At 60.8% G+C, this 22,864-nt stretch carries 25 protein-coding genes; 14 read left to right on the top strand and 11 right to left on the bottom strand.

Annotated features, from left to right (window positions below):
• The first annotated feature begins 24 nt into the window (after positions 1-24).
• Positions 25-411, top strand: a complete 387-nt coding sequence (locus LOY52_RS10955) for a DUF2784 domain-containing protein (protein WP_258679461.1) — start codon at positions 25-27, stop codon at positions 409-411.
• On the opposite strand, the gene LOY52_RS10950 is transcribed toward LOY52_RS10955, so the two are convergent.
• Complete coding sequence (locus tag LOY52_RS10950) at positions 408-935, bottom strand: DUF3087 domain-containing protein (RefSeq protein ID WP_258679460.1); 528 nt, start codon at positions 933-935, stop codon at positions 408-410. The genes LOY52_RS10955 and LOY52_RS10950 overlap by 4 nt on opposite strands.
• A 223-nt stretch (positions 936-1,158) precedes the next feature.
• On the opposite strand from LOY52_RS10950, the gene ppnN reads away from it, so the two are divergent.
• Together ppnN and LOY52_RS10940 are read left to right on the top strand one after the other, a co-directional pair.
• Positions 1,159-2,532, top strand: coding sequence for a nucleotide 5'-monophosphate nucleosidase PpnN (gene ppnN / locus LOY52_RS10945; protein WP_027612974.1), 1,374 nt, complete (start codon positions 1,159-1,161; stop codon positions 2,530-2,532).
• A 282-nt stretch (positions 2,533-2,814) separates the two neighbouring features.
• Positions 2,815-3,549, top strand: coding sequence for an ABC transporter substrate-binding protein (locus tag LOY52_RS10940; RefSeq protein WP_258679459.1), 735 nt, complete (start codon positions 2,815-2,817; stop codon positions 3,547-3,549).
• A 132-nt stretch (positions 3,550-3,681) separates the two neighbouring features.
• Here LOY52_RS10940 and LOY52_RS10935 read toward each other — a convergent pair whose 3' ends face one another.
• The 3 genes from LOY52_RS10935 to LOY52_RS10925 all read right to left on the bottom strand — a co-directional run bounded on the left by LOY52_RS10935 (position 3,682) and on the right by LOY52_RS10925 (position 6,346).
• A complete protein-coding gene (locus LOY52_RS10935; RefSeq protein WP_258679458.1) occupies positions 3,682-5,109 on the bottom strand; it encodes an FAD/NAD(P)-binding protein in 1,428 nt (475 codons plus the stop codon).
• 167 nt (positions 5,110-5,276) lie between these two features.
• Complete coding sequence (locus LOY52_RS10930) at positions 5,277-5,606, bottom strand: hypothetical protein (protein WP_258679457.1); 330 nt, start codon at positions 5,604-5,606, stop codon at positions 5,277-5,279.
• Between the two features lie 176 nt (positions 5,607-5,782).
• On the bottom strand, positions 5,783-6,346 hold the full coding sequence (locus LOY52_RS10925) for a helix-turn-helix domain-containing protein (protein ID WP_258679456.1): 564 nt from the start codon (positions 6,344-6,346) through the stop codon (positions 5,783-5,785).
• Positions 6,347-6,431: 85 nt separating this feature from the next.
• On the opposite strand from LOY52_RS10925, the gene LOY52_RS10920 reads away from it, so the two are divergent.
• The 7 genes from LOY52_RS10920 (at position 6,432) to LOY52_RS10890 (ending at position 13,642) form a co-directional block, all read left to right on the top strand.
• Positions 6,432-7,370: a DMT family transporter gene (locus LOY52_RS10920; RefSeq protein WP_258679455.1), complete on the top strand. Its 939-nt coding sequence runs from the start codon at positions 6,432-6,434 to the stop codon at positions 7,368-7,370.
• Positions 7,371-7,584: 214 nt separating this feature from the next.
• Positions 7,585-10,503, top strand: coding sequence for a monovalent cation/H+ antiporter subunit A (locus LOY52_RS10915; RefSeq protein ID WP_258679454.1), 2,919 nt, complete (start codon positions 7,585-7,587; stop codon positions 10,501-10,503).
• A complete protein-coding gene (locus LOY52_RS10910) occupies positions 10,503-10,847 on the top strand; it encodes a Na+/H+ antiporter subunit C (protein WP_003225953.1) in 345 nt (114 codons plus the stop codon). Before LOY52_RS10915 ends, LOY52_RS10910 begins: the two co-directional genes overlap by 1 nt.
• Positions 10,844-12,523, top strand: a complete 1,680-nt coding sequence (locus LOY52_RS10905; RefSeq protein ID WP_202368540.1) for a monovalent cation/H+ antiporter subunit D — start codon at positions 10,844-10,846, stop codon at positions 12,521-12,523. Before LOY52_RS10910 ends, LOY52_RS10905 begins: the two co-directional genes overlap by 4 nt.
• The gene (locus LOY52_RS10900; RefSeq protein ID WP_115989518.1) at positions 12,520-13,008 is read left to right on the top strand and encodes a Na+/H+ antiporter subunit E; all 489 of its coding nucleotides are present in this window, start codon (positions 12,520-12,522) and stop codon (positions 13,006-13,008) included. The genes LOY52_RS10905 and LOY52_RS10900 overlap by 4 nt, the downstream gene beginning before the upstream one ends.
• Positions 13,005-13,283 carry a K+/H+ antiporter subunit F gene (locus LOY52_RS10895; RefSeq protein ID WP_003225959.1) on the top strand — a complete coding sequence of 93 codons (279 nt, stop codon included), beginning with the start codon at positions 13,005-13,007 and terminating at the stop codon, positions 13,281-13,283. Before LOY52_RS10900 ends, LOY52_RS10895 begins: the two co-directional genes overlap by 4 nt.
• Positions 13,280-13,642, top strand: coding sequence for a Na+/H+ antiporter subunit G (locus LOY52_RS10890; RefSeq protein WP_095136490.1), 363 nt, complete (start codon positions 13,280-13,282; stop codon positions 13,640-13,642). Before LOY52_RS10895 ends, LOY52_RS10890 begins: the two co-directional genes overlap by 4 nt.
• A 93-nt stretch (positions 13,643-13,735) precedes the next feature.
• Here the strand turns inward: LOY52_RS10890 and LOY52_RS10885 are convergent, their stop codons facing one another.
• Positions 13,736-14,176, bottom strand: coding sequence for a DUF3995 domain-containing protein (locus LOY52_RS10885; protein ID WP_258679453.1), 441 nt, complete (start codon positions 14,174-14,176; stop codon positions 13,736-13,738).
• Positions 14,177-14,270: 94 nt separating this feature from the next.
• On the opposite strand from LOY52_RS10885, the gene LOY52_RS10880 reads away from it, so the two are divergent.
• Together LOY52_RS10880 and LOY52_RS10875 are read left to right on the top strand one after the other, a co-directional pair.
• Positions 14,271-14,660: a DUF2946 domain-containing protein gene (locus tag LOY52_RS10880; RefSeq protein ID WP_258679452.1), complete on the top strand. Its 390-nt coding sequence runs from the start codon at positions 14,271-14,273 to the stop codon at positions 14,658-14,660.
• A 92-nt stretch (positions 14,661-14,752) separates the two neighbouring features.
• A complete protein-coding gene (locus LOY52_RS10875; protein WP_258679451.1) occupies positions 14,753-16,885 on the top strand; it encodes a TonB-dependent siderophore receptor in 2,133 nt (710 codons plus the stop codon).
• 124 nt (positions 16,886-17,009) lie between these two features.
• On the opposite strand, the gene LOY52_RS10870 is transcribed toward LOY52_RS10875, so the two are convergent.
• From LOY52_RS10870 to LOY52_RS10860, 3 genes are all read right to left on the bottom strand, one after another.
• Positions 17,010-18,023 (bottom strand): ABC transporter substrate-binding protein, encoded by a 1,014-nt coding sequence (locus LOY52_RS10870; RefSeq protein WP_258679450.1) that lies wholly within the window; start codon positions 18,021-18,023, stop codon positions 17,010-17,012.
• Between the two features lie 128 nt (positions 18,024-18,151).
• Positions 18,152-18,349, bottom strand: a complete 198-nt coding sequence (locus LOY52_RS10865; RefSeq protein ID WP_027612962.1) for a hypothetical protein — start codon at positions 18,347-18,349, stop codon at positions 18,152-18,154.
• A gap of 8 nt (positions 18,350-18,357) precedes the next feature.
• Positions 18,358-18,828: a hypothetical protein gene (locus LOY52_RS10860; RefSeq protein WP_309474946.1), complete on the bottom strand. Its 471-nt coding sequence runs from the start codon at positions 18,826-18,828 to the stop codon at positions 18,358-18,360.
• Between the two features lie 401 nt (positions 18,829-19,229).
• Between LOY52_RS10860 and LOY52_RS10855 the strand changes: the two genes are divergently transcribed.
• Together LOY52_RS10855 and LOY52_RS10850 are read left to right on the top strand one after the other, a co-directional pair.
• Positions 19,230-19,505, top strand: a complete 276-nt coding sequence (locus tag LOY52_RS10855; RefSeq protein ID WP_202368543.1) for a hypothetical protein — start codon at positions 19,230-19,232, stop codon at positions 19,503-19,505.
• Positions 19,506-19,552: 47 nt separating this feature from the next.
• Positions 19,553-19,789, top strand: coding sequence for a DUF2789 family protein (locus LOY52_RS10850; protein ID WP_095666879.1), 237 nt, complete (start codon positions 19,553-19,555; stop codon positions 19,787-19,789).
• Between the two features lie 6 nt (positions 19,790-19,795).
• Here LOY52_RS10850 and LOY52_RS10845 read toward each other — a convergent pair whose 3' ends face one another.
• From LOY52_RS10845 to LOY52_RS10835, 3 genes are all read right to left on the bottom strand, one after another.
• The gene (locus tag LOY52_RS10845) at positions 19,796-19,996 is read right to left on the bottom strand and encodes a hypothetical protein (protein ID WP_007966907.1); all 201 of its coding nucleotides are present in this window, start codon (positions 19,994-19,996) and stop codon (positions 19,796-19,798) included.
• A 112-nt stretch (positions 19,997-20,108) separates the two neighbouring features.
• Positions 20,109-21,332, bottom strand: a complete 1,224-nt coding sequence (locus tag LOY52_RS10840) for a methyl-accepting chemotaxis protein (RefSeq protein WP_408980437.1) — start codon at positions 21,330-21,332, stop codon at positions 20,109-20,111.
• Between the two features lie 629 nt (positions 21,333-21,961).
• Positions 21,962-22,366, bottom strand: coding sequence for a TraR/DksA family transcriptional regulator (locus tag LOY52_RS10835; protein ID WP_003225981.1), 405 nt, complete (start codon positions 22,364-22,366; stop codon positions 21,962-21,964).
• Between the last annotated feature and the right edge of the window lie 498 nt (positions 22,367-22,864).

Below are 22,864 nucleotides of genomic sequence, written 5' to 3'. Positions count from 1 at the left end.
TCACAACCGCGTCAGGGAGACAACATGCTGTACCGAATCGCAGCCGACGGGCTGGTGCTGTTCCATCTGTCATTCATTCTGTTCGTGCTGTTCGGCGGGCTGCTGGTACTCAGGTGGCCACGCCTGATGTGGCTGCACTTGCCAGCGGCCGCGTGGGGCGTGGCGGTCGAAGTGTTGCACCTGACCTGTCCGCTGACTTACTGGGAAAACCTGATGCGCCACGCCGCCGGGCAGACCGAATACGCTGGCGGCTTCATCGAGCACTACATCTGGCCGATCATCTACCCTGCAGGTCTGACGCCGCAGATCCAGTTGGCGCTGGGCAGCGTGGTGCTGGTGATCAACCTGCTGGTCTACGGGCGCCTGGCCCGTGCGTGGAAACTGCGCCGCGCCAACCGTATTCCGTTTTAACGCGCGGCGGGTTTCAAGGTTTGCAGCCAGGCCGGATCCAGGCGCTTCTGATCGATCTCCAGACCCAGCGCCTGCATCCGCTCCTTGTGCGCTTCGACTTCACGGTGCAATTGCGCATGATCGCTGGAGTTACCGTCCAGTTCATGCATCTGGGTCAGCCCCAGATGATAGAAACGCAGCACCTTCATCGCGGTCGGATCGTTCTGCTCCACCGCCGCCGTCACCTGATGCATCACGTTGGTCACGCTCATCAGGCTGCGCTTGAGCCGCCAGCTATAGACCGCGGGTGCCATCCACGACTGCTGCCAGAACTGCCCGCGCATCAGCGCCGCTGTCAGCAGGAAAGCCACGAACACCCCGCCGACATTGAACCGCAGGTTATCGCCGCCGGGCTCGCCGAACAGCGCCACCGCCGCCGTCGAAAGCGCCATCGCCAGCACCAGGAACAGCACGGCAATGATCAGCGTGCTGCGGCGCGTCTGCTGGCGAAACGTTGCTGGGTCCATCGGCTGGATCTCGAACATCAGGCATGACTTCCTTGAGCGATAAAAAGGGCAAGGGAAAAAACTCGCTGGGCATTATCGCCTCTGTGCGCGATTTAGCTATGCTGGGGGCCCTTTTCAACTTTTCAGCGTCCAACGGGGACATGGCGGTACAGCGCAGATCGTGCCATCTTCATTCATGGATACACACTATTCGGATGCCATTTGCCTGCCATTGGAATGACATCGTTTTAAGGATCATTGCATGACCCAACGACACGTAATCAACGCCTCGGTCAGCCCGAAAGGCAGCCTGGAAACCCTTTCTCAACGTGAAGTTCAGCAACTGAGCGAAGCCGGCTCCGGCAGCACCTACACCCTCTTCCGCCAGTGCGCCCTGGCCATCCTCAATACCGGCGCGCATGTCGACAACGCCAAGACCATCCTCGAAGCCTACAAGGACTTCGAAATCCGCATTCATCAGCAGGATCGCGGCGTACGCCTCGAACTCCTGAACGCCCCGGCCGACGCGTTCGTCGACGGCGAAATGATTGCCAGCACCCGCGAGATGCTGTTCAGCGCCCTGCGTGACATCGTCTACACCGAAAACGAACTCGACAGCCAGCGCATCGACCTCAGCACCTCGCAAGGCATCAGCGACTACGTCTTCCACCTGTTGCGCAACGCGCGCACCCTGCGCCCCGGCGTGGAGCCGAAAATCGTCGTGTGCTGGGGCGGCCACTCGATCAACACCGAAGAATACAAATACACCAAGAAAGTCGGCCACGAACTGGGCCTGCGCAGCCTCGATATCTGCACCGGGTGCGGCCCCGGCGTGATGAAAGGCCCGATGAAGGGCGCGACCATCGCCCACGCCAAGCAGCGCATCCACGGCGGGCGCTACCTTGGCCTGACCGAGCCGGGGATCATCGCCGCCGAAGCGCCGAACCCGATCGTCAATGAACTGGTGATCCTGCCGGACATCGAAAAACGTCTGGAAGCCTTCGTGCGTGTCGGCCACGGCATCATCATCTTCCCGGGTGGCGCCGGTACCGCCGAAGAGTTCCTGTACCTGCTGGGCATCCTGATGCACCCGGACAACGCCGGCCTGCCGTTCCCGGTGATTCTGACCGGGCCGAAACATGCCGCGCCGTATCTGGAACAGCTCGATGCCTTTGTCACCGCCACCCTCGGCGATGCGGCGAAGCAGCACTACGAGATCATCATCGACGACCCGGCCGAAGTCGCCCGGCAGATGACTGCCGGCCTCAAAGCGGTGAAGCAGTTCCGCCGCGAGCGCAACGACGCGTTTCACTTCAACTGGCTGCTGAAGATCGACGAAAGCTTCCAGCGCCCGTTCGATCCGACCCACGAAAACATGGCCAACCTCAAGCTGCACCGCGACCAGCCGCCTCACGAACTGGCCGCCAACCTGCGCCGCGCGTTCTCGGGGATCGTCGCCGGCAACGTCAAGGACAAGGGCATCCGTTTGATCGAAGAACACGGGCCGTACCAGATCCGTGGTGACGCGGCGATCATGCAACCGCTCGATGCGCTGCTCAAAGCCTTCGTCGCCCAGCACCGGATGAAACTGCCGGGCGGCGCGGCGTATGTGCCGTGCTATCGCGTGGTGGCATAACCCCCCAGCCACCGAATCCCCCTGTGCCAGCCACCCATGCAGGCACAACAAAACCAAAGTGGGAGCGAGCCTGCTCGCGAATAGGCCAGGTCAGCCACTTCAGATGTTGACTGATCCACCGTTTTCGCGAGCAGGCTCGCTCCCACAGGTTGTGCGCCAGCCATTGCGTGCGCCGGCTCTGCCAATCCGCCTTGGTTTCTGACGCAAAAGCCCCGCACATTCCTCACGACAGCCACCCCCTGCCCGTACTAAGCTTCGCGATCATTTTTTCAGGGACGCTTCATGAAACGGATTGCCGCGTGTCTGCTGTCACTCCTGGCCCTCGCGGCCAATGCGGCCGATCTGCAACTGCTCACCGACAACCACCCGCCCCTGCATTTCCAGCAAGGCGATCATCTGGTGGGTTATGGCGTGGACGTAGTGCGCGCGCTGGCGGAACAGACCGGCGACCGGATCGGCCTGCAACAGGTGCCGTTGCTGCGTGCCTTGCGCACCGCCAGCGAAACAGCCAACACCGGCGTATTTACCGTCCTGCGTACTGATGAGCGCGACGACCGATATCAATGGGTCGGGCCGCTGATCGAAGTCGAAACCGCGCTCTACGCCCATGCCAACAACCAGCCGCCGGTGAAGACCCTGCAGCAGGCGGATCAGGCCGGGCGCATCAGCGTGCCGCGCAAATGGCTGGTCTACAGCTACCTGCAACGGCAAAACCTGAAAAACCTCGACGGTGTTGAAACCCCTGAGCAGATGATGCGTCTGTTCAGCCTGGGCCGGACCGATTTCGTGGTCTCCGACACCCTGTCCACCGCCGCATTGGCCCGCACCCAGGGCATGGAACCGGGACGCTTGCAGTATCAGATGTCGCTGATGAAGCAGGACACCTACATCGCCTTTTCGCTGCAGACCGATCCGGGTCAGGTCAAACGCTGGCAACAGGCGCTGGAAACCTTGCGCGCCGACGGGCGCCTGGAGCAGATTCGCCAGCGCTGGCTGATGAATGCACTGCCCAGATGACCGAGCTGCCCCGTTCTACTGTAGGAGTGAGCCTGCTCGCGATAGCGTCAGCCCGCTCAGCAATGAGGTGACTGACCCACCGCTATCGCGAGCAGGCTCACTCCTACAGGGTTCTGTGCAAGCCGGGCCGCTTCAATCAACCAGCCGCGCCGCCAGCACCTTCGCCTGCAACGCCACATCCGTCACCGCCGTGCTCTCCCACCACATCCCGCGCAACGGTGGCCCCATCGCGAACAATCGGCTGCCGGCCCGCCCTTCAGCATCCAGCACCGCACCGTCCACCGCCGCCGCAATCCCCAACGCCAACGGCCCCGAACGCACCAGCCCGCGCGCCAGCAACTGCTGCGGCAGCGGTCGCGCGACGCGGCGCCAGTCGTACTCGATGCCACTGGAATTGATCAGCGCTGCGCCATGCACCACACAGGTTTCTGCCTCGCCGCGACGCCGAATACGAATGCTCACCCCCTCGCCCACCGCCGGCTCAAGCCCCTTGAACGACGCCGCCTGAATCCGCAACCGCCCCTCCTGGTGCAAGCGCTCCACCAATGTCGCACTCAACGGCGGTGACCGGTGATGATGACTCTCCCACCACGGCCGCACATGGCGTACGAATTGTCGACGCTGCACGTCAGTCGCCTGACTCCACAGCCGTCCGATATGCGCCCGCACCGTGTCCAGCGGCGCCTGCCAATCAATGCCCTGAGCGATCGCCTCGCGACAATGCCTGCGCAATTCGCGCAACAACTGTCGCGGTGTGCGGATGCTCGGATCTTGCGCAAGAAAATCCACCCACGCCGGCGGTTGGCGCCGCACATGGGGTAACAGTCCGTGACGGGAAAACACTTCGATCGGCCCGCGATGCCCGGCTTGTTCCAGCGAAACCACCGCATCGACCATGGTCAGGCCGGAGCCGATGATCAGCACGGTCGATTGCGGGTCGAGCTGGCGCATGGCCGCAACATCCCACGGATCAAGCGCTGCGGCGTTCAGGCCGCTGGACTCCTTCTGCGGCGTGCGGGCGGCGGGGAACATGCCCGTGGCGAGCACGGTATAGGCGCCGCGCAGAGTCTGTCCATTGCTCAAACTCAGTTGCACCGAATCGGCCTCGCTTTGCAGATCGACGACTTCGGCGCAGATGTGCTCGACGGTCGAACCGTGCTGCGCACCAACGACCCGCGCTTCGGCCAGACGCTGCTGTACATACACGCCAAACAATCCGCGTGGCGGGAACAGCTCACTGACCGGCACATTCTGCTCGGCAGATTCCGGCCAGCCACCGGCAGCGATGTACGCGGTCAGCCATTGAGTCAGGTCATCGGGGTTGTCCGGGTCGACACTCATGCGCGCCGCATTGCCGTTGAGCGTGTGGCCAAGCTCGACGGCGCTGTAGGCTTCGCCACGGCCGAGTTCGGCGCGTGGCTCAATGACCAGGATCTTGCGTTGGCCGGGCAGTCGCAATAACTGCACGGCCAGCATCGTGCCGCTGAGGCCACCGCCGATGATCAGGATGTCTGTTTGAAGGGGTACACAATCCACCGGTGCGTCAGTAGGTCCGCCCATGCCACTCTCTGCTCTGCCTGATCGATCACACCAGATTACGGTTTTGACGAATGAACAGGTAGACATAAAACGTGAGGAGGGAAGGCAATCCGGTTATTTCAGCGGCTCATTCAACAAATGCTCGACCGGCAAAGGCTGGCGAGCATTTGTTGTGGTCGGCTAAATGCTCATGAATGCTGAATGGTGTACTTTATGATGTCAGATTCGGATGGGTTCCCCGCATAGGTAAATATGATGTAGCGGAAAACTCTGGCTGGCCCCGAGTGCTGCAGTAGGTGCTCCTTCTCTATATTGTGCCGATAGAATCCTTCATCCAAATCACCTAAACGCACGTTATCCACGACCAGAAAATCCGAAATAAAAATGGAAATCGTATCTTCGGGATCAGAACTTAAGGGTTCCGGAATAAGCGCTGTCGCTCCATCCGGAGGAACGTCAGTTAACTTGATTACCTCATCTTTAGCCTCTTCGATTTGCAAAGCAGCGAGCGCAGTCATTTGAATTCACCTTCGGTAGCTTTTAATGAGGCCGCATCATCGCGATGAGATGCGAGCGTTTTCAGAGGCTGTCAATCAGTTGCTCTGATAAGCGCCATCTCAACTCAGCCACCGGGATCGGTCTACTGTCAGAAATTACAGGTCGATACGCATTCCCGACGAACGGCTGGAAATAATCAAATCACCACATTGCGCACAAAGCGCACCGCTACCGGACCGTCATTGCGATAGCCGTGCGGCTGGTTGCTGGCAAACATGAAAAACTCGCCGGGCGCAATATTATTGGTTACTTCACCCACCGTTAACGTCAGGCAACCTTCAAACACATAGATCTGTTCGCTCCAGCCATCGGCATCCGGTTGCGACGGATAGACCTCACCCGGTTGCAGGCACCATTCCCACTGCTCGACCTCACGGGTGGCGGTGGCCTTGGACAACAGCACCGCTTTGCTCCCCGGAATGACTCCGGCCCAGGCCACCTCGTTGATGCGGCTGGTATCGCGTGCGTCGGGGGCCTGGATCAGGTCGCTGAAAGCCACGTCGAGCGCTTCAGCGACGCGGTCGAGGGTGGTCAGACTGACATTCTTTTCCCCGGCCTCGATCGCCACCAGCATGCGCCGACTGACGCCGGACTTTTCCGCCAGCGCAGTCTGGCTCATGTCGGCAGCGTGGCGCAGACGCCGAACGTTGTGACTGACGTGTTGCAGGACGGACGCCCGTTGGCTGGAATCTTTGTGCACTATATTGCTCACTCGGTGGGGTTGGGCAGTATACTGCGCAACGTTGGGCGCATTGTGCGTCCTGCCTTTTATAGTGCGCAAGGTCATGACGTCAGTGAACAACTCCCCCACGCCTCTTCGCTTCTCCCGCTTCAGCAAGGCCGAGTGCGTGCTGGTGCTGATCACTATGGTCTGGGGCGGCACGTTCCTGCTGGTGCAACACGCCATGACCGTCAGCGGCCCGATGTTATTTGTCGGCCTGCGCTTTGCCGCTGCGGCCGCCATTGTTGCGCTGTTCTCCTGGCGTCACTTGCGTGAATTGACCCTGTTCGAGCTCAAGGCCGGCGCCTTCATCGGCGTGGCGATCATGCTTGGTTACGGCTTGCAGACGGTTGGCCTGCAAAGCATTCCAAGCAGCCAGTCGGCATTCATCACCGCGCTGTACGTGCCCTTCGTGCCGTTGCTGCAATGGCTGGTGCTGGGCCGTCGTCCGGGGTTGATGCCAAGCATCGGCATCATGCTGGCGTTTACCGGGTTGATGCTGCTGTCCGGGCCGTCCGGCGCTTCGCTGAATTTCAGCCCAGGGGAGATTGCCACCCTGATCAGTGCCATCGCGATTGCTGCCGAGATCATTCTGATCAGCACTTATGCCGGTCAGGTCGATGTGCGCCGGGTGACCGTGGTGCAATTGGCGATGACGTCGGTGCTGTCGTTCCTGCTGGTGGTGCCAACCGGTGAAGCGCTTCCGGATTTTTCCTGGACGCTGCTGGTGACCGCACTGGGACTCGGCGCGGCGAGTGCGGCGATTCAGGTGGCGATGAACTGGGCGCAGAAGAGTGTTTCGCCGACCCGGGCAACCTTGATCTATGCCGGTGAACCGGTGTGGGCCGGCATCGTCGGGCGGATTGCCGGGGAGCGTCTGCCGGCAATTGCCTTGGTTGGCGCGGGGTTGATTGTGGCGGCGGTGATTGTCAGCGAGTTGAAGACCAAGGGTAAGGTTGACGAAGCAGTTGAAGGTGCCCTGGAGAACGACAGCGGTAATTGAAAGCGAAGATCAAAAGATCGCAGCCTGCGGCAGCTCCTACACGGAATGCATATCCCTGTAGGAGCTACACCGCAGGCTGCGATCTTTTCGCCCTTGAAACAAAGCCAAACCAATTTTTTCAGACTACTTTGTAGGATTCTGAGACATCCTGGCGTTTGGTAATCAGGGAGCTGGCACGTATGATGCTTCACAAACTTCCGCAGATTAGAAGCCTATGTCCCTGATAGTTCTACTGCTTCTGCCATTCATTGGCAGCTGTCTGGCAGCGGTGCTGCCACACAACGCGCGTAATACCGAATCCCTGTTGGCAGGTCTGGTCGCTCTGATCGGCACCGTGCAGGTCGCGCTGTTGTACCCGCAAATCGCCCACGGCGGGGTGATCCGCGAAGAATTCATGTGGCTGCCCAGCCTCGGTTTGAACTTCGTCCTGCGCATGGACGGTTTCGCCTGGCTGTTCTCGCTGCTGGTGCTGGGCATCGGCGCTCTGGTCTCTTTATATGCGCGTTATTACATGTCGCCGGACGATCCGGTGCCGCGCTTCTTCGCCTTTTTCCTGGCGTTCATGGGCGCCATGCTCGGGCTGGTGATCTCCGGCAACCTGATCCAGATCGTGTTCTTCTGGGAGCTGACCAGCCTCTTCTCGTTCCTGTTGATCGGCTACTGGCACCACCGCTCCGATGCCCGGCGTGGCGCTTATATGGCGCTGATGGTCACCGGTGCGGGGGGATTGTGCCTGCTGGCGGGGGTCATGATCCTCGGCCATGTCGTCGGCAGCTATGACCTGGACAAGGTCCTGGCCGCCGGCGATCAGATTCGCGCACATGCCCTCTACCCTATCCTGCTTCCCCTCATCCTCATCGGCGCCCTCAGCAAAAGCGCCCAGTTCCCCTTCCATTTCTGGCTACCGCACGCCATGGCGGCGCCCACTCCGGTTTCGGCTTATCTGCACTCGGCGACCATGGTCAAGGCCGGGGTGTTCCTGCTTGCGCGCCTGTGGCCGTCGCTGTCCGGCAGTGAAGAATGGTTCTACATCGTCAGCGGCGCCGGTGCGTGTACGTTATTGCTCGGCGCCTACTGCGCAATGTTCCAGAACGACCTCAAGGGACTGCTGGCCTACTCGACCATCAGCCATCTGGGCCTGATCACCTTGCTGCTGGGTCTGAACAGTCCGCTGGCAGCCGTCGCCGCGGTGTTCCACATTCTCAACCACGCGACCTTCAAGGCTTCGCTGTTCATGGCCGCCGGGATCATCGACCATGAGAGCGGTACCCGTGACATCCGCAAACTCAGCGGCCTGATCAAACTGATTCCGTTCACTGCCACATTGGCCATGGTCGCCAGTGCGTCGATGGCTGGCGTGCCGTTGCTCAACGGTTTCCTGTCGAAAGAAATGTTCTTCGCCGAAACCGTGTTCATCAACGCCACCGCGTGGGTCGAAGCGGCGCTGCCGATTGTCGCGACCATTGCCGGTGCCTTCAGCGTCGCCTACTCGCTGCGCTTTACCGTCGACGTGTTCTTTGGCCCGACCGCTACCGATCTGCCGCACACCCCGCACGAACCGCCGCGCTGGATGCGTGCACCGGTCGAGCTGCTGGTGTTCACCTGTCTGGTCGTCGGGATCTTCCCGGCCCAAGTGGTCGGCCCGCTGCTCGCGGCAGCCGCTCTGCCGGTGGTGGGCGGAACCTTGCCCGAATATAGCCTGGCGATCTGGCACGGTCTGAACGCGCCGATGATCATGAGCCTGATCGCCATGTCCGGCGGCATCGTGGTCTATCTGCTGCTGCGCAATCAGCTCAAGCGGGGCCGCTTCAAATACCCGCCGCTGGTGGGCCGCTTCAACGGCAAGCGCCTGTTCGAGCGCAGTCTGGTGCTGATGATGCGCATGGCCCGTCGGGTCGAACGCCGCCTCGGCACCCGCCGCCTGCAGATGCAACTGTTCCTGATGGTCCTGGCGGCAGTGCTCGCCGGCCTGATCCCGATGTTGCACAGCAGCCTGAGCTGGGGCGACCGGCCGAAGATTCCGGGTTCGATCGTGTTCGTCACCCTGTGGCTGCTGGCGATTGCCTGTGCCCTCGGCGCCGCCTGGCAGGCCAAGTATCACCGTCTTGCTGCCCTGACCATGGTCAGCGTCTGCGGACTGATGACGTGTGTAACCTTCGTCTGGTTCTCGGCACCGGATCTGGCGCTGACGCAACTGGCGGTGGAAGTGGTGACCACGGTGCTGATCCTGCTCGGCCTGCGCTGGCTGCCGCGACGCATCGAAGAAGTCTCGCCACTGCCGTCGAGCCTGCGCAAGGCCCGGGTGCGCCGCTTGCGCGACTTGCTGCTGTCGATTGCCGTCGGTGCCGGCATGGCGCTGCTGTCCTACGCGATGCTGACGCGGCAGACGCCCAACGACATTTCCTCGTTCTACCTCAGCCGCGCCATGCCCGAGGGCGGTGGCAGCAACGTGGTCAACGTGATGCTGGTGGACTTCCGCGGCTTCGACACCCTAGGTGAAATCACCGTGCTGGTGGCCGTGGCGCTCACCGTGTTCGCCCTGCTGCGACGCTTCCGCCCACCGAAAGAAAGCCTGCAACTGCCAGCTCAGCAACGCCTGCTCGCGCCGGACGTGGTCACCGATCTGGTCAACCCGCGCAGCGCCAGCGACACCGCGCTGGGCTTCATGATGGTGCCGGCGGTGCTGGTGCGCCTGCTGCTGCCGATTGCGCTGGTGGTGTCGTTCTACCTGTTCATGCGCGGTCACAACCAGCCGGGCGGCGGTTTCGTCGCCGGACTGGTGATGTCGGTGGCGTTCATCCTGCAATACATGGTCGCCGGTACGCAGTGGGTCGAGGCGCAAATGAGCCTGCGCCCGTTGCGCTGGATGGGCACTGGCCTGCTGTTCGCCACCGCCACCGGTCTCGGGGCGATGGCGGTCGGTTATCCGTTCCTGACCACCCACACCTGGCATTTCGCCTTACCGCTGCTGGGCGAGATCCATATCGCCAGCGCGCTGTTCTTCGATATCGGCGTGTACGCCGTGGTGGTCGGCTCGACGCTGCTGATCCTCACCGCCCTCGCCCACCAATCGGTGCGTGGTCACAAGACCGCGTCGCTGCCCAAGGCCGTCGCCAGCAAAGGAGCCGTCTGATGGAAGAAGTCATCGCAATCGCCATCGGCGTGCTCGCCGCCTCCGGGGTCTGGCTGGTGCTGCGGCCACGGACATTTCAGGTGGTCATGGGCCTGTGCCTGCTGTCCTACGCGGTCAACCTGTTCATCTTCAGCATGGGCAGCCTGTTCATCGGTAAGGAGCCGGTGATCAAGGACGGCGTGACCCAGGACTTGCTGCACTACACCGATCCGCTGCCGCAGGCGCTGGTGCTGACGGCGATCGTCATCAGCTTCGCCATGACCGCGCTGTTCCTGGTGGTGTTGCTCGCGTCGCGGGGCCTGACAGGTACTGACCACGTCGACGGCCGGGAGCCCAAGGAATGATGGCGATGACTCACCTGATCGCCGCACCGATCCTGCTGCCGCTGCTGACCGCCGCCATCATGTTGATGCTCGGCGAAAAGCACCGGCCGCTGAAGGCGAAAATCAATCTGTTCTCCAGTCTCGTCGGCCTGTTCATTTCGGTGATGCTGCTGCAGTGGACGCAAACCACCGGCGTGCCTGGGTCCATTGGTGTGTACCTGCCGGGCAACTGGCAGGCGCCGTTCGGCATTGTGCTGGTGGTCGATCGCCTGTCGGCTTTGATGCTGGTACTGACCGGGATCATCGGCGTCAGCGCTCTGCTGTTCGCCATGGCGCGCTGGGACGGCGCGGGGTCGAGCTTCCACGCGCTGTTCCAGATTCAGCTGATGGGCCTGTATGGCGCCTTCCTCACCGCCGACCTGTTCAACCTGTTCGTGTTTTTCGAAGTGCTGCTCGCCGCCTCTTATGGCCTGTTGCTGCACGGTTCGGGTCGGGCGCGGGTGTCGTCGGGGCTGCATTACATCTCGATCAATCTGCTGGCCTCGTCGCTGTTCCTGATTGGCGCGGCGCTGATCTATGGCGTCACCGGCACCCTGAACATGGCCGATCTGGCGCTGAAAATTCCGCTGGTTCCGGAAGCCGACCGTGGCTTGCTGCACGCCGGCGCGGGGATTCTTGCGGTGGCGTTTCTGGCCAAGGCCGGCATGTGGCCGCTGAACTTCTGGCTGGTGCCGGCCTACTCCTCGGCCAGTGCACCGGTGGCGGCGATGTTCGCGATCATGACCAAGGTCGGCGTTTATACCTTGCTGCGCCTGTGGACGCTGCTGTTCTCCGGCCAGGCCGGGGCGTCGGCGTTTTTCGGTGGCGACTGGCTGATCTACGGCGGCATGGCGACCATCGCCTGCGCGGCGCTGGCGATTCTGGCTGCACAACGTCTGGAGCGCATGGCCAGCCTGAGCATTCTGGTGTCGGCCGGGATTCTGCTGTCGGCGGTGGGTTTCGCTCAGCCGAACCTGATCGGGGCGGCGCTGTTCTATCTGGTCAGCTCGACCCTTGCACTGAGCGCGCTGTTCCTGTTGGCGGAGTTGATCGAGCGTTCGCGTTCGGCCAACGAAATCCCGCTGGAGGATGAAAGCGAGTTGCTGCCGCGTCCGCAGGAATCCCTGCAGCCGCCCAAAGGCATCAACCTCGATGACGAGCAGAAAGCCGTGGTCGGTCAGGTGATTCCGTGGACCATGGCGTTTCTCGGCTTGAGTTTCATTGCCTGCGCGCTATTGATCATCGGCATGCCGCCGCTGTCCGGGTTCATCGGCAAGCTCAACCTGATCGGTGCGCTGCTCAATCCGCTGGGGCTGGGCGGCGAGGCGCCGATCTCCAACGCGGCCTGGGCGCTGCTGGCGCTGCTGATCCTGTCCGGACTGGCCTCGTTGATGGCATTTGCGCGTATGGGCATCCAGCGTTTCTGGACGCCCGAGGAGCGCCCGTCGCCGCTGCTGCGCAAGCTTGAATGTGCGCCGATCTTCCTGTTGCTGGGGTTGAGCATCGCGCTGACCTTCAAGGCCGAACCGCTGTTGCGTTACACCGAGGCCACCGCCGACGCGCTGAACAACCCGCAGCAATACGTGATGGCGGTGCTCGGCACCCGCGCCGTGCCAAGCCCTGAAGCCAAAGCGGCGATGCTGGAGGTGCAACCATGAAGCGCGTATTTCCGGCACCGTTGCTGTCACTGGCGTTGTGGGTTTTGTGGCTGACGCTGAACCTGTCAGTCAGCCCGGGCAACCTGCTGCTCGGCGCAATCCTCGGTTTCGCCGCACCGTTGATGATGCGCAAGCTGCGTCCGAAACAGGTGCGCATCCGCCGGCCGCTGACCATCCTGCGCCTGTTCCTGATGGTCGGCCGTGACGTGATCCTCTCCAATCTGATCGTCGCCTGGGGCGTGCTCAACGCCGGTCGCCGGCCGCCGCGCTCAGGCTTCGTGAAAGTGCCGCTGGACCTGCGCGACGCCAACGGTCTGGCGGCGCTGGCGATGATCTGCACCGTGGTGCCCGGCACCGTTTGGTCGGAGCTGGCGCTGGATCGCAGCATCCTGCTGCTGCACGTTTGGGATCTGGATGACGAGGCGCACTTCATCCACCACTTCAAGACTGCCTACGAGCAGCCGTTGATGGAGATTTTCGAATGAGTCCGCTGCTGTCGAATGCGATTCTGCTGACGCTGTTCCTGTTCTCGCTGGCAATGGTCCTGACCTTGATTCGCCTGTTCAAGGGACCGTCGGCACAGGATCGGGTACTCGCTCTGGATTACCTGTACATCGTCGCCATGTTGATGATGCTTACGCTGGGCATTCGTTATTCCAGTGATACTTACTTCGAGGCGGCGCTGCTGATCGCGCTGTTCGGCTTCGTCGGCTCGTTTGCCCTGGCGAAATTCCTGCTGCGTGGCGAGGTGATCGAATGACTGCTGAATTGTCATTGTGGGTGGAGATTCCGGTGGCGATCCTGCTGGTGCTCAGCGGGGTGTTTGCGCTGATTGGCGCGACCGGATTGCTGCGCATGAAGGATTACTTCCAGCGCATGCACCCGCCGGCGCTGGCCTCGACGCTGGGCGCGTGGTGCGTGGCACTGGCGTCGATCATCTGTTTCTCGGCACTCAAGTCCGGGCCGGTGATGCATGCCTGGCTGATTCCGATTCTGTTGGCGATCACCGTACCGGTGACCACCCTGCTGCTGGCGCGGGCGGCGTTGTTCCGCAAGCGCATGGCCGGGGATGATGTGCCGGCGGAGGTGAGTAGCCGCAGGACCGAGAGTGGTAGCTGACCCTTAAAAGATCGCAGCCTTCGGCAGCTCCTACATTGGCATGCAATCCCCTGTAGGAGCTGCCGAAGGCGGCGATCTTTTGATCTTGCTCTTCTAAACCCAAGCCACTGCCAACAACCCCGCCCCCAACACCAGACACAACGGCGAATACACCCAGGTATCCAGTCGCGCAAACCGCGACCCCTTCACTTCCTTGAAAAACCCCACCAGATTCGAATCGCCGATCGCCCGGGCAAACATCAACAACGCAATCGCGCTGATCACCCATTGCAACGCCTTGTGATGCACCGCCGGCATGCCCCAGCCGACGCGCATGCACACCAGCGCGGCGATCACCAATAATGCCGCCGCCACCAACAAAGTGATCCAGCCTGACGGATTGAACGCTGGTCGCACCGTCGCCACCAGTCCTCGCACCGGCACTTGCGGTACCGCCGCCACCGCCGCCCATTGCCCACCCAGCGCCCAATACACGTGTACCAGGGCGATTGCCGCAAATATCGTCACCAGCCATTGAGCCAACACAAAGGTCATGGTCAAGAATCCTTTCGAGGGATTTGAACAAAACATCCTAGCCGGCATTTTTTGAAGTGCACGACCGATCAGCGGTACGGTAAAGTGCCGCCCCATGAAATTCACCCGTTCCGATCGCTCACTGCTGGCCTGGATGCTTTATTGCTGCGTCCTGTTCAACGTGTTCGCCTGCAGCATCGGTCACGGGCAAATGGTCGGGATGCAGCTCAACGGCATCGGCGGCCAGTTCTGTACGGTCGACCCGGCCACTCAAGCGCCGCAGAGCAGCAATCCCGGCGAAGAACAACTGCCGACCCTGTCCAAGGCGTTCGGCTGCCCGCTGTGCTCGGTCGGCGGCGGTATGGGCCCGGCGTTCAACTCCAGCCTGACCCTCGCGGTTCTGCCCGAGCAACACAGCCCGCCACTGGCGCCCATCGTCAGTGCCGACCTCCCTGCCCGCTTCACCTGGCCTTCGGCCAACCCTCGCGCCCCGCCGCTCGCCTGAGTGTCTTTGCCTTTTTGATTTGTCAGCCCACTGCGCCAACGCGCGGCGTTTGCCTGTGCGCTGATTCCCAGACAAGCATTCAGGATTCAACGATGAAACATATTCCTCTGCTGGCGAGCCTGTGCGGCTGCCTGTCCATTAACGCCTGGGCGCAATCCACCGTGGATCTGGCGCCGATCACCATCGACGGCGAATCCACCAGCGAACCGGGCCTGAGCCTCGATCAATCCAGCGGCATGGCTTCGCGTCTCGGCCTTAGCGTGCGCGACACACCGGCCTCGGTGGCCGTGGCCAATCGCAACGACATCGAACGCCACGGCGCACAGAACTTCCAGGACGCCGCCAACACCCTGCCCGGGGTCAATGCCAGCGCGCCGCCAGGCTTTGGCGGATTCGTCTCCTATCGCGGTTTCACCAGCAGCCAGATCACCCAGATGTTCAACGGCGTCACCGTCTCCGGCGGCCTCGCCCGACCGGTGGATTCATGGATCTATGATCGAGTCGAACTGGTGGGCGGCCCGTCATCGCTGATCAACGGCGCAGGCTCGGTCGGCGGCTCGTTGAACTACGTGACCAAACTGGCGACCCGCGACGAACAAGCCGCCGAAGGTCGCGTCAGCTACGGCAGCTACGACACCACCGAAACCGCGTTCGGCCTCAACCACGCGCTGACCGACCCGAGCGCCGACGTGCAGCACTACGCGCGGCTCGACGTCAGTCACAACACCAGCAACGGCTACATCGACCGCCAGCAACGCGATGCCTGGAGCGTGGCGTTCTCGTTGCTCAGCGACCTCACGCCGGATCTGTCGCACACCCTGGCCCTGGAATATCAGGACGAACACGAAGACAGCCCGTACTGGGGCACGCCGGTACTCAACCCCAAGGCCGGCGAGTTGAAGATCGACAAACACAACCGCTTCAACAACTACAACGTCGAGGACGGGCGCTACGAACAGCGCACGATCTGGGTGCGCTCGATCATCGATTACCGGATCAACGACAGCACCACCCTGCGCAATACGCTGTATCACCTCGACAGCCAACGTGACTACCGCAACCTCGAAACCTATCAATACAACGCCGACAACACCGCGGTGAACCGCTCCACCGCCTATCAAGTGCGGCATCAGGGTGAGCAGAACGGCAACCAGTTCGAACTGCGCCACGACAATACCCTGTTCGGCCTCGACACCACCTGGTCCGGCGGTTTCGAGTACAAGGTCAACCAGACCACCAACTCTCCGCTGAATATCAAAGGCGCGAGCACGGTCGATCCGAACAACTACCGTCCGGGGCATTTCTACGACATTCCCGGCACCAACCCGGCACTGATCAGCGACAAGACCAACGAGGTCACCACCAAGGCGCTGTTCGTGGAAAACCGCCTGGCACTGACCGACAAACTGGCGTTGCTCACTGGCCTGCGTTACGACGATATCGACCTCGACGTGACCAACCATCGCACCGTGACGGCCGCCAATCCGAAGCACCTCAAGCGCAGCTGGGAGCCGGTCACCGGGCGCGTCGGCCTGACCTACCAGTTCATTCCATCGGCCAACGTCTACGTGCAATACAGCACCGCCGCTGAACAACCGAACGGCACGCAGGACTTCGATGTTTCAACCGGCAAGCAGTGGGAAATCGGCAGCAAGTTCGACTACCTGAATGGCCGTGGCTCGGCGACGGTTGCCGCCTACACCATCGAGCGCAAGGACTTCGCCGTGACTGATCCGCTGGACCCGACCAGCAGCATCCCGGTAGGTCAGCAAACCTCAAAGGGCATCGAGATCGCCAGCTCCCTGCGGATTACCGACAAGCTGTTGGCCGAAGGCAACTTCGCCTGGGTCGATGCGCAGTACGATGACTTCACCGAAAAGAACGCCGCCGGCGTAGTGGTTTCACGCAAGGGCAACACACCGACCAACGTCCCGGATCGGGTCGGCAATCTATGGCTGACTTACGATTTTTCGCCGCAATGGCAAGGTGGGGTCGATGCGCGGTATGTGGCATCGGTATATGCGGACACGGCGAACACCATGACCGTGCCGTCGTACACGCTGTTCGGCAGTTTCCTCAGCTTCAAGGTCGACTCGCACACCACCGTCACCGGCCGGGTGCGTAACCTGACCAACGAGGTGTATGCCGAGTTTGCGCATGTTTCGCCGGCTTACTATCTGGGTACGCCGCGCACCTTTGAATTGGCGGTGCAAACCAGGTTCTGAACTCAACCCGATGCCTTGTAGGAGCTGCCGCAGGCTCGGGCCGCGATCGGACGATCTTTTGACTTTGACTTTTTAAGATCAAGATCAAAAGATCGCAGCCTGCGGCAGCTCCTACAGAGAGCGATTACAAACTGGCGGAGACCTTCTCCGCCACATCCTTCGGCACCCACGCCTGCCACACCTCTGGATGCGCCTTCATGAACGATTCCGCTGCCTGGCGTGGCGCGGTGTGCTTCTCGCTCATCTCGGCCAACGCTTTGTTCAGAGGTTCGATCGGGAAATCCACCTTGCTGAAGAAATCCGCGATCTGCGGATACTGTGTCTGGAACGGCGTAGACACCCCGATCGACAGCTTCGATGCCAGCGAACGGGTCGGTTTCGGATTGGGGTTATCGGCATCGGTCAGGGTCTTCCAAGCTTCGGCATCGAACGGTGGCTCTTCCAGCTGCACCAGTTTGAATTTGCCCAGCAACGGCGTCGGCGACCAGTAATAGAACAGCACCGGTTTGCCCCGACGGATCGAAGAGCTGATTTCGGCATCCAGCGCCGCGCCCGAGCCACTGCGGAAATTGGTGTAATCGTCCTGCAGGCCGTAAGCGGTCAGTTTCTGTTTGTTCACCACTTCCGAAGTCCAGCCGATCGGGCTGTTGAGGAACCGACCCTTGCTCGGGTTTTCCGGGTCCTTGAACACGTCCTTGTATTTCTTCAAATCACTGACACTGCGCAAGTCCGGCGCCAGCGGCTTGATGCCCTTGGCCGGGTCACCCTTGATCACGTACTCCGGCACCCACCAACCTTCAGTGGCACCCTTGACCGTATCGCCAAGACTGACGACTTTGCCCTCCGCCTCCGCCTTGACCCACACCGGACTGCGCCCGGCCCACTCTTCGCCAATGACCTGAATGTCATTGTTGGCCAGCGCGGTTTCCAGAGTGATGGTGGTACCGGGCAGCGTATCGGTCGGCAGGCCATAACCTTTCTCGACGATAATCCGCAGAACATCGGTGATGAGGCTGCCGCTTTCCCAGTTCAGGTCGGCAAAATGGATGGGCGTTTGCGCCGCCGTCACCGGTTGCGCCGATGTCAGCACACCGAACGTGACCACGCTGGCGGCCAGTAACCGTCGAAATCCTTTCATGCTTTTGCACCTCGTGCTGTTCACAGCAATAGCAGGATGGCCTGGCAGAAGACCGCAAGCCTCTGAATACTCAGTCAACTGACTGTAGCCGAGGTTCCTGCTTTTTCCGGGGGCCAATCCCGACGAGGTTACGTTTCAGACTTTTCCTGCAAGCTTTGCAGCTCGCGTCTGACCATGCTGGCGTATTCCGCAGGCCGCAAGGTGTAGATCTGCGCTGCCACCCAGTTCAGCCACGCGCCCTGCAATTCGGCTTTGGCGTTGAACAGGCGCAAGGCCTCCTCACGCGCACGGTCAAGGTTTTGCGAATGGAAGTCGGCGCGACTCACACCACCGATCACTCGCTGGCCTTGAACGTGATCAGTTCGCCCTTGCGCCACTTCGCCGCTTTACCGGTAACGGCTTTCAGGGTCTTGGTCAGGCCTTCCTGCAGTTGCTGCTGCGCGGCAAACACCGTCACCACGCTGTGGCCTTCCTTGAACAGGATCGCGTGACCATCCGCTGTATCGACAAAGGCGTAATCGCCCAGGCCGTACACCGTCAGTTTGATTTCGCGAAAGCGGATGTCCATCTTGCCGCCTTCACGGCTGGGCAGCACGGCCGCGCTGAAATGATCGCCGACCTTGAGCTTGAGCCCCGGTTTGTCATCGACCACCAATGCACTTTCGGTATCGATCTCGGCCACGTAAATGCCTTCGGCGTTCTGTTCGGTGATGTAAACAAAACGCGATTGAAACAGCTTGACCAGCTTTGCACGCAAATCACCCAACACGAACAAAGCATGCATATCGAGATTACTGACTGCCAAAGAAACATCCCCACATCTGAAAAGTACCCTGCGCCAAAACGCGCACGGCAAAAAAACGGCCAGGCCGATGCTGTTACCGAACGACTTCAGTAAACCTGAAACAAGCAGAACGCCCATTCATCAAGGGTTCGCAAGACTACTGGAAAGTCAGGCGAGAAACTTGCCTCGACGTTCGCCAAACCTTGAAGGAAAAATCTTCATTGAAGCGCAACGAAGACGGACTACAAACTTTAGGGAAAAAACTGACGAAAAAAAGCCCTTTTCCGACATATCGCCGGTAAAAAATTGCTTTAGATAGGCACCTGTCGCCAGCAGACACTGGCGATTCTAGAGCAGCGATGCTCCTTCCGACTACCCGAACCGACCTGTAACCGTCGGCTATCTCATGAAAAGGACTTCATATGTGCACTCTGACTCACTTTGCCCAGCCTTCCAAACCAGTCATCGACACGCCGTTCGTGCTGCAAGGCACCGATCTGGCTGAACTTGCGGAGCACGGAGCAGGCAATCACAGACCGCGATTTCAGGTCGTTCCGGCGGGTAACGCGTTCTTTCATATCAAGGAATCTTCCACTGGTCGTGTAAGAGGTTTCCGCGAAGACCATAACGAAGCGTGCGCCCTCGCCCGCTCACTTGAATCACGAATCGAACTCTTGTCCAACGGCTGCCTCAGATAAAGAGCGAGCGACAGCGCCATTCCGGCACACGCAAAAAGGAGTACACGATGGAACTGCCTGCATATGATCTGAAAACCCTGTTCGACCAACTGGGCCTGCCATCGGAAAACGGGGCAATCGACGATTTCATCGAAGCGCATCCGCTGGATGCCAACACCAAGTTGATCGATGCCGAGTTCTGGACACCGCAACAGGCGCAACTTCTGAAGGAGTGGCTGCGTGCCGACGGCGAAGAAGCGGTGATGGTCGATGAATTGAACGTACGCCTGCACGACGGACGTTAATAAATGTCAGTGCAGGCTGTCGCCAGGCTCGGCCATCAGTTGCGCGAGCCAGGCAGCCTTGCACTCCTCCGCCTCGTCGCGACTGGCGAACGCGGTGCCACGCCGCTCACCATTGAGCAACACCACCCAGCAGACACTCTGGCCCATCGCGCGCAATCCGGCGGGCACACCACTGCCAATCATCACCGCGACATCGACTCTGCACATACTGACCTCTCGACTTCATTAGCTACCTAACTAACGGCCATGTTAATGACTTCGTCGCAGAGGAAACAGCAACGCCCGTGCACAGATTCATTGCGCGAGCGGTAACAATCGATCAGCGCGGACTCTCCGGTTTATAACCCAGGCGCAGACCGCCCCAATGCCGGCCCTTGACCATGATCGGCACCGACAAGTCGTGCATCAGTTCCCCGGTGTCACGAGTGTAGGTCTGCAGCAACACCGCCTGTTGATGGCTGCCGCAGCGGATCCCGGTGCGGTCGGCGAACTTGCGTTTGGTGCGGTTACCCACCGCGTCGACCTGCTGGTCACCGGTCAATGGCTGACTGAACGCCAGGTTGTGCGTCGGCACATAACCCTGCTGCGTGCAGGCGATGGCGAACACCAACCCCTCATGACGCGGCAGCAACGGCTCCTGAATCGCCGGCAGCACCTGATCGGTGTAGCGGTCGAACCGGGTCTGAAACTTCGCCGGTTGCGTCCCGGGAATCGGTTGATATTGACGGTCGAACAAATCCTCAAGGCTGATCCGCCCCTGCTCGACATCCGCCTCGAACCGCGCCGCAATCTGACTCGCGCCCTCACGCGCCAGGTCATAAACGCGCTGGTGATAGTCATCCAGACCGACTTCGGCCAGACGCTCGCTGATGGTTTCCGCCTGCCCTTCCATCTGCACAGCGGCCTCGGCCAGGCGTCGGGTCTGCTGATCGCTGATCGCCAGATCACTGCGCATCTGTTCGATGGCCTTGAACAGGCTGTCGAGCTGCTCGCGATTGGTTTCCGCACCACGGGCGATTTCGCCGACCTGACCTTCCACCCCTGCCGCCAACCGCGCGATGTTTTCCAGATGCTGGCCGGTGTTTTCAACTTGTTCGACACCGATCTGCAGATCGCTGGACAGCTCGCGGATCTGCTCCACCACTTGCGCCGTGCGCTGCTGAATATCGGCTACCATTTCCCCGACCTCGCCGGTCGCCGAGGCCGTCCGCGCTGCCAGACCGCGCACCTCATCCGCCACCACCGCAAAACCACGGCCATGCTCGCCCGCCCGCGCCGCTTCAATCGCCGCGTTCAGGGCCAGCAGATTGGTCTGGCTGGCGATGGACTGAATCACCAACGTCACCCGTTGAATATCATCGCTGCGCAGACTCAGGGCTTCGATCAGCTCACGGCTGGCATTGGCGCGTTGACTGAGTTGATGCATGCGTGCAATCGAATCCACCAATTCGGTGCGCCCCGCCGCGCTGCTGTGATGCGCTTCGCTGGCGGCGTCCAGCGCTTCACGACTGAGCTGCGAAGTGGCGTGTTCGGTGGCGATCATCACTTCGGCGTTGCTGACAATCTGCGCCGCCGCGTCGAGTTGCGATTCCAGTTTGCCCGCCAGTTGCTTGACGGAAAACGCCACACCAGCGGCTGACAGCGCGTTATGACTGGTGGTGTAGGAAAGATCGCGGGTGAGTTCGGCAATCGCGCTGCCGGCATCGACAGCCGCAGCATCCGGGATGGCCCGCGAGCGCAGGCGCGGCAGCCAGACAATCAGCACCGCCAGCGGCAGGCCGATGTACAGCGACCATTCACCCAGCGTCATGCCGGCGAGCAACAGCATCAGGGCGATGCTTTGCAGGGTCGGAGCGATCCAGCGGTTTTTCGGCAACAGCACTGGTGCGGGCAAAGCCCCAACCAGAGATCCATCTCTCGTCATTTCAACACCCCACGCTTGTTCTCATTGTTGTGGCTGCATTAAACGCCACTAGAACGCCATTATCCATGGTCCGTTAGTCGTGGAGTCTGCAGCAGGTCAATGGAACGACGCGCAAAATATCGCGGACGAGCAAAAGCAAAGATCGCAGCCTTCGGCAGCTCCTACATGGGTTTACGTGAACCTCTGTAGGAGCTGCCGAAGGCTGCGATCTTTTGCAGGCGCCCCCGATTCAGGGGGCAGCCATGGAATCAGGCCTGACGCTGGTGCTTGTCGATCTGCTCGTGACGCTCTTGAGCTTCGATGCAGTACTTGGTGGTCGGGCTAATCAGCAGGCGTTTCAGGCCGATGGCCTCGCCGCTGTCGTCGCACCAGCCAAAACTGTCTTCCTTGATGCGCTCAAGGGCTTGTTCCAGTTGCGGCAGCATGCGCTGGTCGCGATCGATCGCGTTCACCAGCCAGGTGCGCTCTTCTTCAACCGAAGCCGCGTCCGCCGGGTCGGCCGGAGTGTCCAGGCTTTCGATGGCGATACGGTTTTGCTCAATGCGCTCGTGGGTTTCGACTTTCATGTTCTGCAACAGCTCAGTGAAGAAAGCGTGTTGCTCGGCATTCATGTAGTCATCTGCCGGCATGGCCAGCAACTTGTCCTTTGTCATTGATATCTCTATAAAAAAACGTGCATTAAGGCGAAATAGGGAGCGTTCCGGCGAACCGTGTCCGGTCGACGAAAAGGCATCGTTTATTGCAAACGCCACCCGGCACTCAATTTACGAAGGGGCGGCAGTCTAAGGCCCGTTTGAGGCCTCAGCAACTGTAAATACCGGGAATTTGTCCGACAACAGCCGTAAACGGGTCTGACACAGGCTTCGTGGCGGTCATCGGAGTGCGTTTATAGCAAGAAATTCAGTCGAGCGGCTGTATATAGAAGACAAACGGCTAACCGCGCGGCACTTGGTCGCATTTTTTTTCAGTCAGCAAGCCCGAGCGGTGCATCGTTTCAGCTGCGCAGACGCCGAAAATCTCACCTGCCAACTGCCCGCACCCCGCCTATCATCAGGCACACCGCAAATAACTGTGGCGAGGGAGCTTGCTCCCGCTGGGTCGCGAAGCGGCCCCCAATTATTGGGCCTGCTGCGCAGCCAGCGGGAGCAAGC

The organism is Pseudomonas sp. B21-051 (assembly GCF_024748795.1).
Classification (GTDB): domain Bacteria; phylum Pseudomonadota; class Gammaproteobacteria; order Pseudomonadales; family Pseudomonadaceae; genus Aquipseudomonas; species Aquipseudomonas putida_A.
Note: the sequence above shows the minus strand (reverse complement) of the source record. Positions and strands in the feature narration are given on the sequence as shown.

What these genes read in the sequence shown, in the direction of transcription:
- LOY52_RS10850 (WP_095666879.1), top strand. Translation starts at nt 19,553, where the DNA reads ATGGAACTGCCTGCATATGATCTGAAAACCCTGTTCGACCAACTGGGC.
- LOY52_RS10875 (WP_258679451.1), top strand. Translation starts at nt 14,753, where the DNA reads ATGAAACATATTCCTCTGCTGGCGAGCCTGTGCGGCTGCCTGTCCATT.
- LOY52_RS10885 (WP_258679453.1), bottom strand. Translation starts at nt 14,176, where the DNA reads ATGACCTTTGTGTTGGCTCAATGGCTGGTGACGATATTTGCGGCAATC.
- LOY52_RS10915 (WP_258679454.1), top strand. Translation starts at nt 7,585, where the DNA reads ATGTCCCTGATAGTTCTACTGCTTCTGCCATTCATTGGCAGCTGTCTG.
- LOY52_RS10930 (WP_258679457.1), bottom strand. Translation starts at nt 5,606, where the DNA reads ATGACTGCGCTCGCTGCTTTGCAAATCGAAGAGGCTAAAGATGAGGTA.
- LOY52_RS10835 (WP_003225981.1), bottom strand. Translation starts at nt 22,366, where the DNA reads ATGACAAAGGACAAGTTGCTGGCCATGCCGGCAGATGACTACATGAAT.
- LOY52_RS10880 (WP_258679452.1), top strand. Translation starts at nt 14,271, where the DNA reads ATGAAATTCACCCGTTCCGATCGCTCACTGCTGGCCTGGATGCTTTAT.
- ppnN (WP_027612974.1), top strand. Translation starts at nt 1,159, where the DNA reads ATGACCCAACGACACGTAATCAACGCCTCGGTCAGCCCGAAAGGCAGC.
- LOY52_RS10855 (WP_202368543.1), top strand. Translation starts at nt 19,230, where the DNA reads ATGTGCACTCTGACTCACTTTGCCCAGCCTTCCAAACCAGTCATCGAC.
- LOY52_RS10895 (WP_003225959.1), top strand. Translation starts at nt 13,005, where the DNA reads ATGAGTCCGCTGCTGTCGAATGCGATTCTGCTGACGCTGTTCCTGTTC.
- LOY52_RS10845 (WP_007966907.1), bottom strand. Translation starts at nt 19,996, where the DNA reads ATGTGCAGAGTCGATGTCGCGGTGATGATTGGCAGTGGTGTGCCCGCC.
- LOY52_RS10890 (WP_095136490.1), top strand. Translation starts at nt 13,280, where the DNA reads ATGACTGCTGAATTGTCATTGTGGGTGGAGATTCCGGTGGCGATCCTG.
- LOY52_RS10950 (WP_258679460.1), bottom strand. Translation starts at nt 935, where the DNA reads ATGTTCGAGATCCAGCCGATGGACCCAGCAACGTTTCGCCAGCAGACG.
- LOY52_RS10920 (WP_258679455.1), top strand. Translation starts at nt 6,432, where the DNA reads ATGACGTCAGTGAACAACTCCCCCACGCCTCTTCGCTTCTCCCGCTTC.
- LOY52_RS10900 (WP_115989518.1), top strand. Translation starts at nt 12,520, where the DNA reads ATGAAGCGCGTATTTCCGGCACCGTTGCTGTCACTGGCGTTGTGGGTT.
- LOY52_RS10905 (WP_202368540.1), top strand. Translation starts at nt 10,844, where the DNA reads ATGATGGCGATGACTCACCTGATCGCCGCACCGATCCTGCTGCCGCTG.
- LOY52_RS10940 (WP_258679459.1), top strand. Translation starts at nt 2,815, where the DNA reads ATGAAACGGATTGCCGCGTGTCTGCTGTCACTCCTGGCCCTCGCGGCC.
- LOY52_RS10840 (WP_408980437.1), bottom strand. Translation starts at nt 21,332, where the DNA reads ATGATCGCCACCGAACACGCCACTTCGCAGCTCAGTCGTGAAGCGCTG.
- LOY52_RS10955 (WP_258679461.1), top strand. Translation starts at nt 25, where the DNA reads ATGCTGTACCGAATCGCAGCCGACGGGCTGGTGCTGTTCCATCTGTCA.
- LOY52_RS10870 (WP_258679450.1), bottom strand. Translation starts at nt 18,023, where the DNA reads ATGAAAGGATTTCGACGGTTACTGGCCGCCAGCGTGGTCACGTTCGGT.
- LOY52_RS10935 (WP_258679458.1), bottom strand. Translation starts at nt 5,109, where the DNA reads ATGGGCGGACCTACTGACGCACCGGTGGATTGTGTACCCCTTCAAACA.
- LOY52_RS10910 (WP_003225953.1), top strand. Translation starts at nt 10,503, where the DNA reads ATGGAAGAAGTCATCGCAATCGCCATCGGCGTGCTCGCCGCCTCCGGG.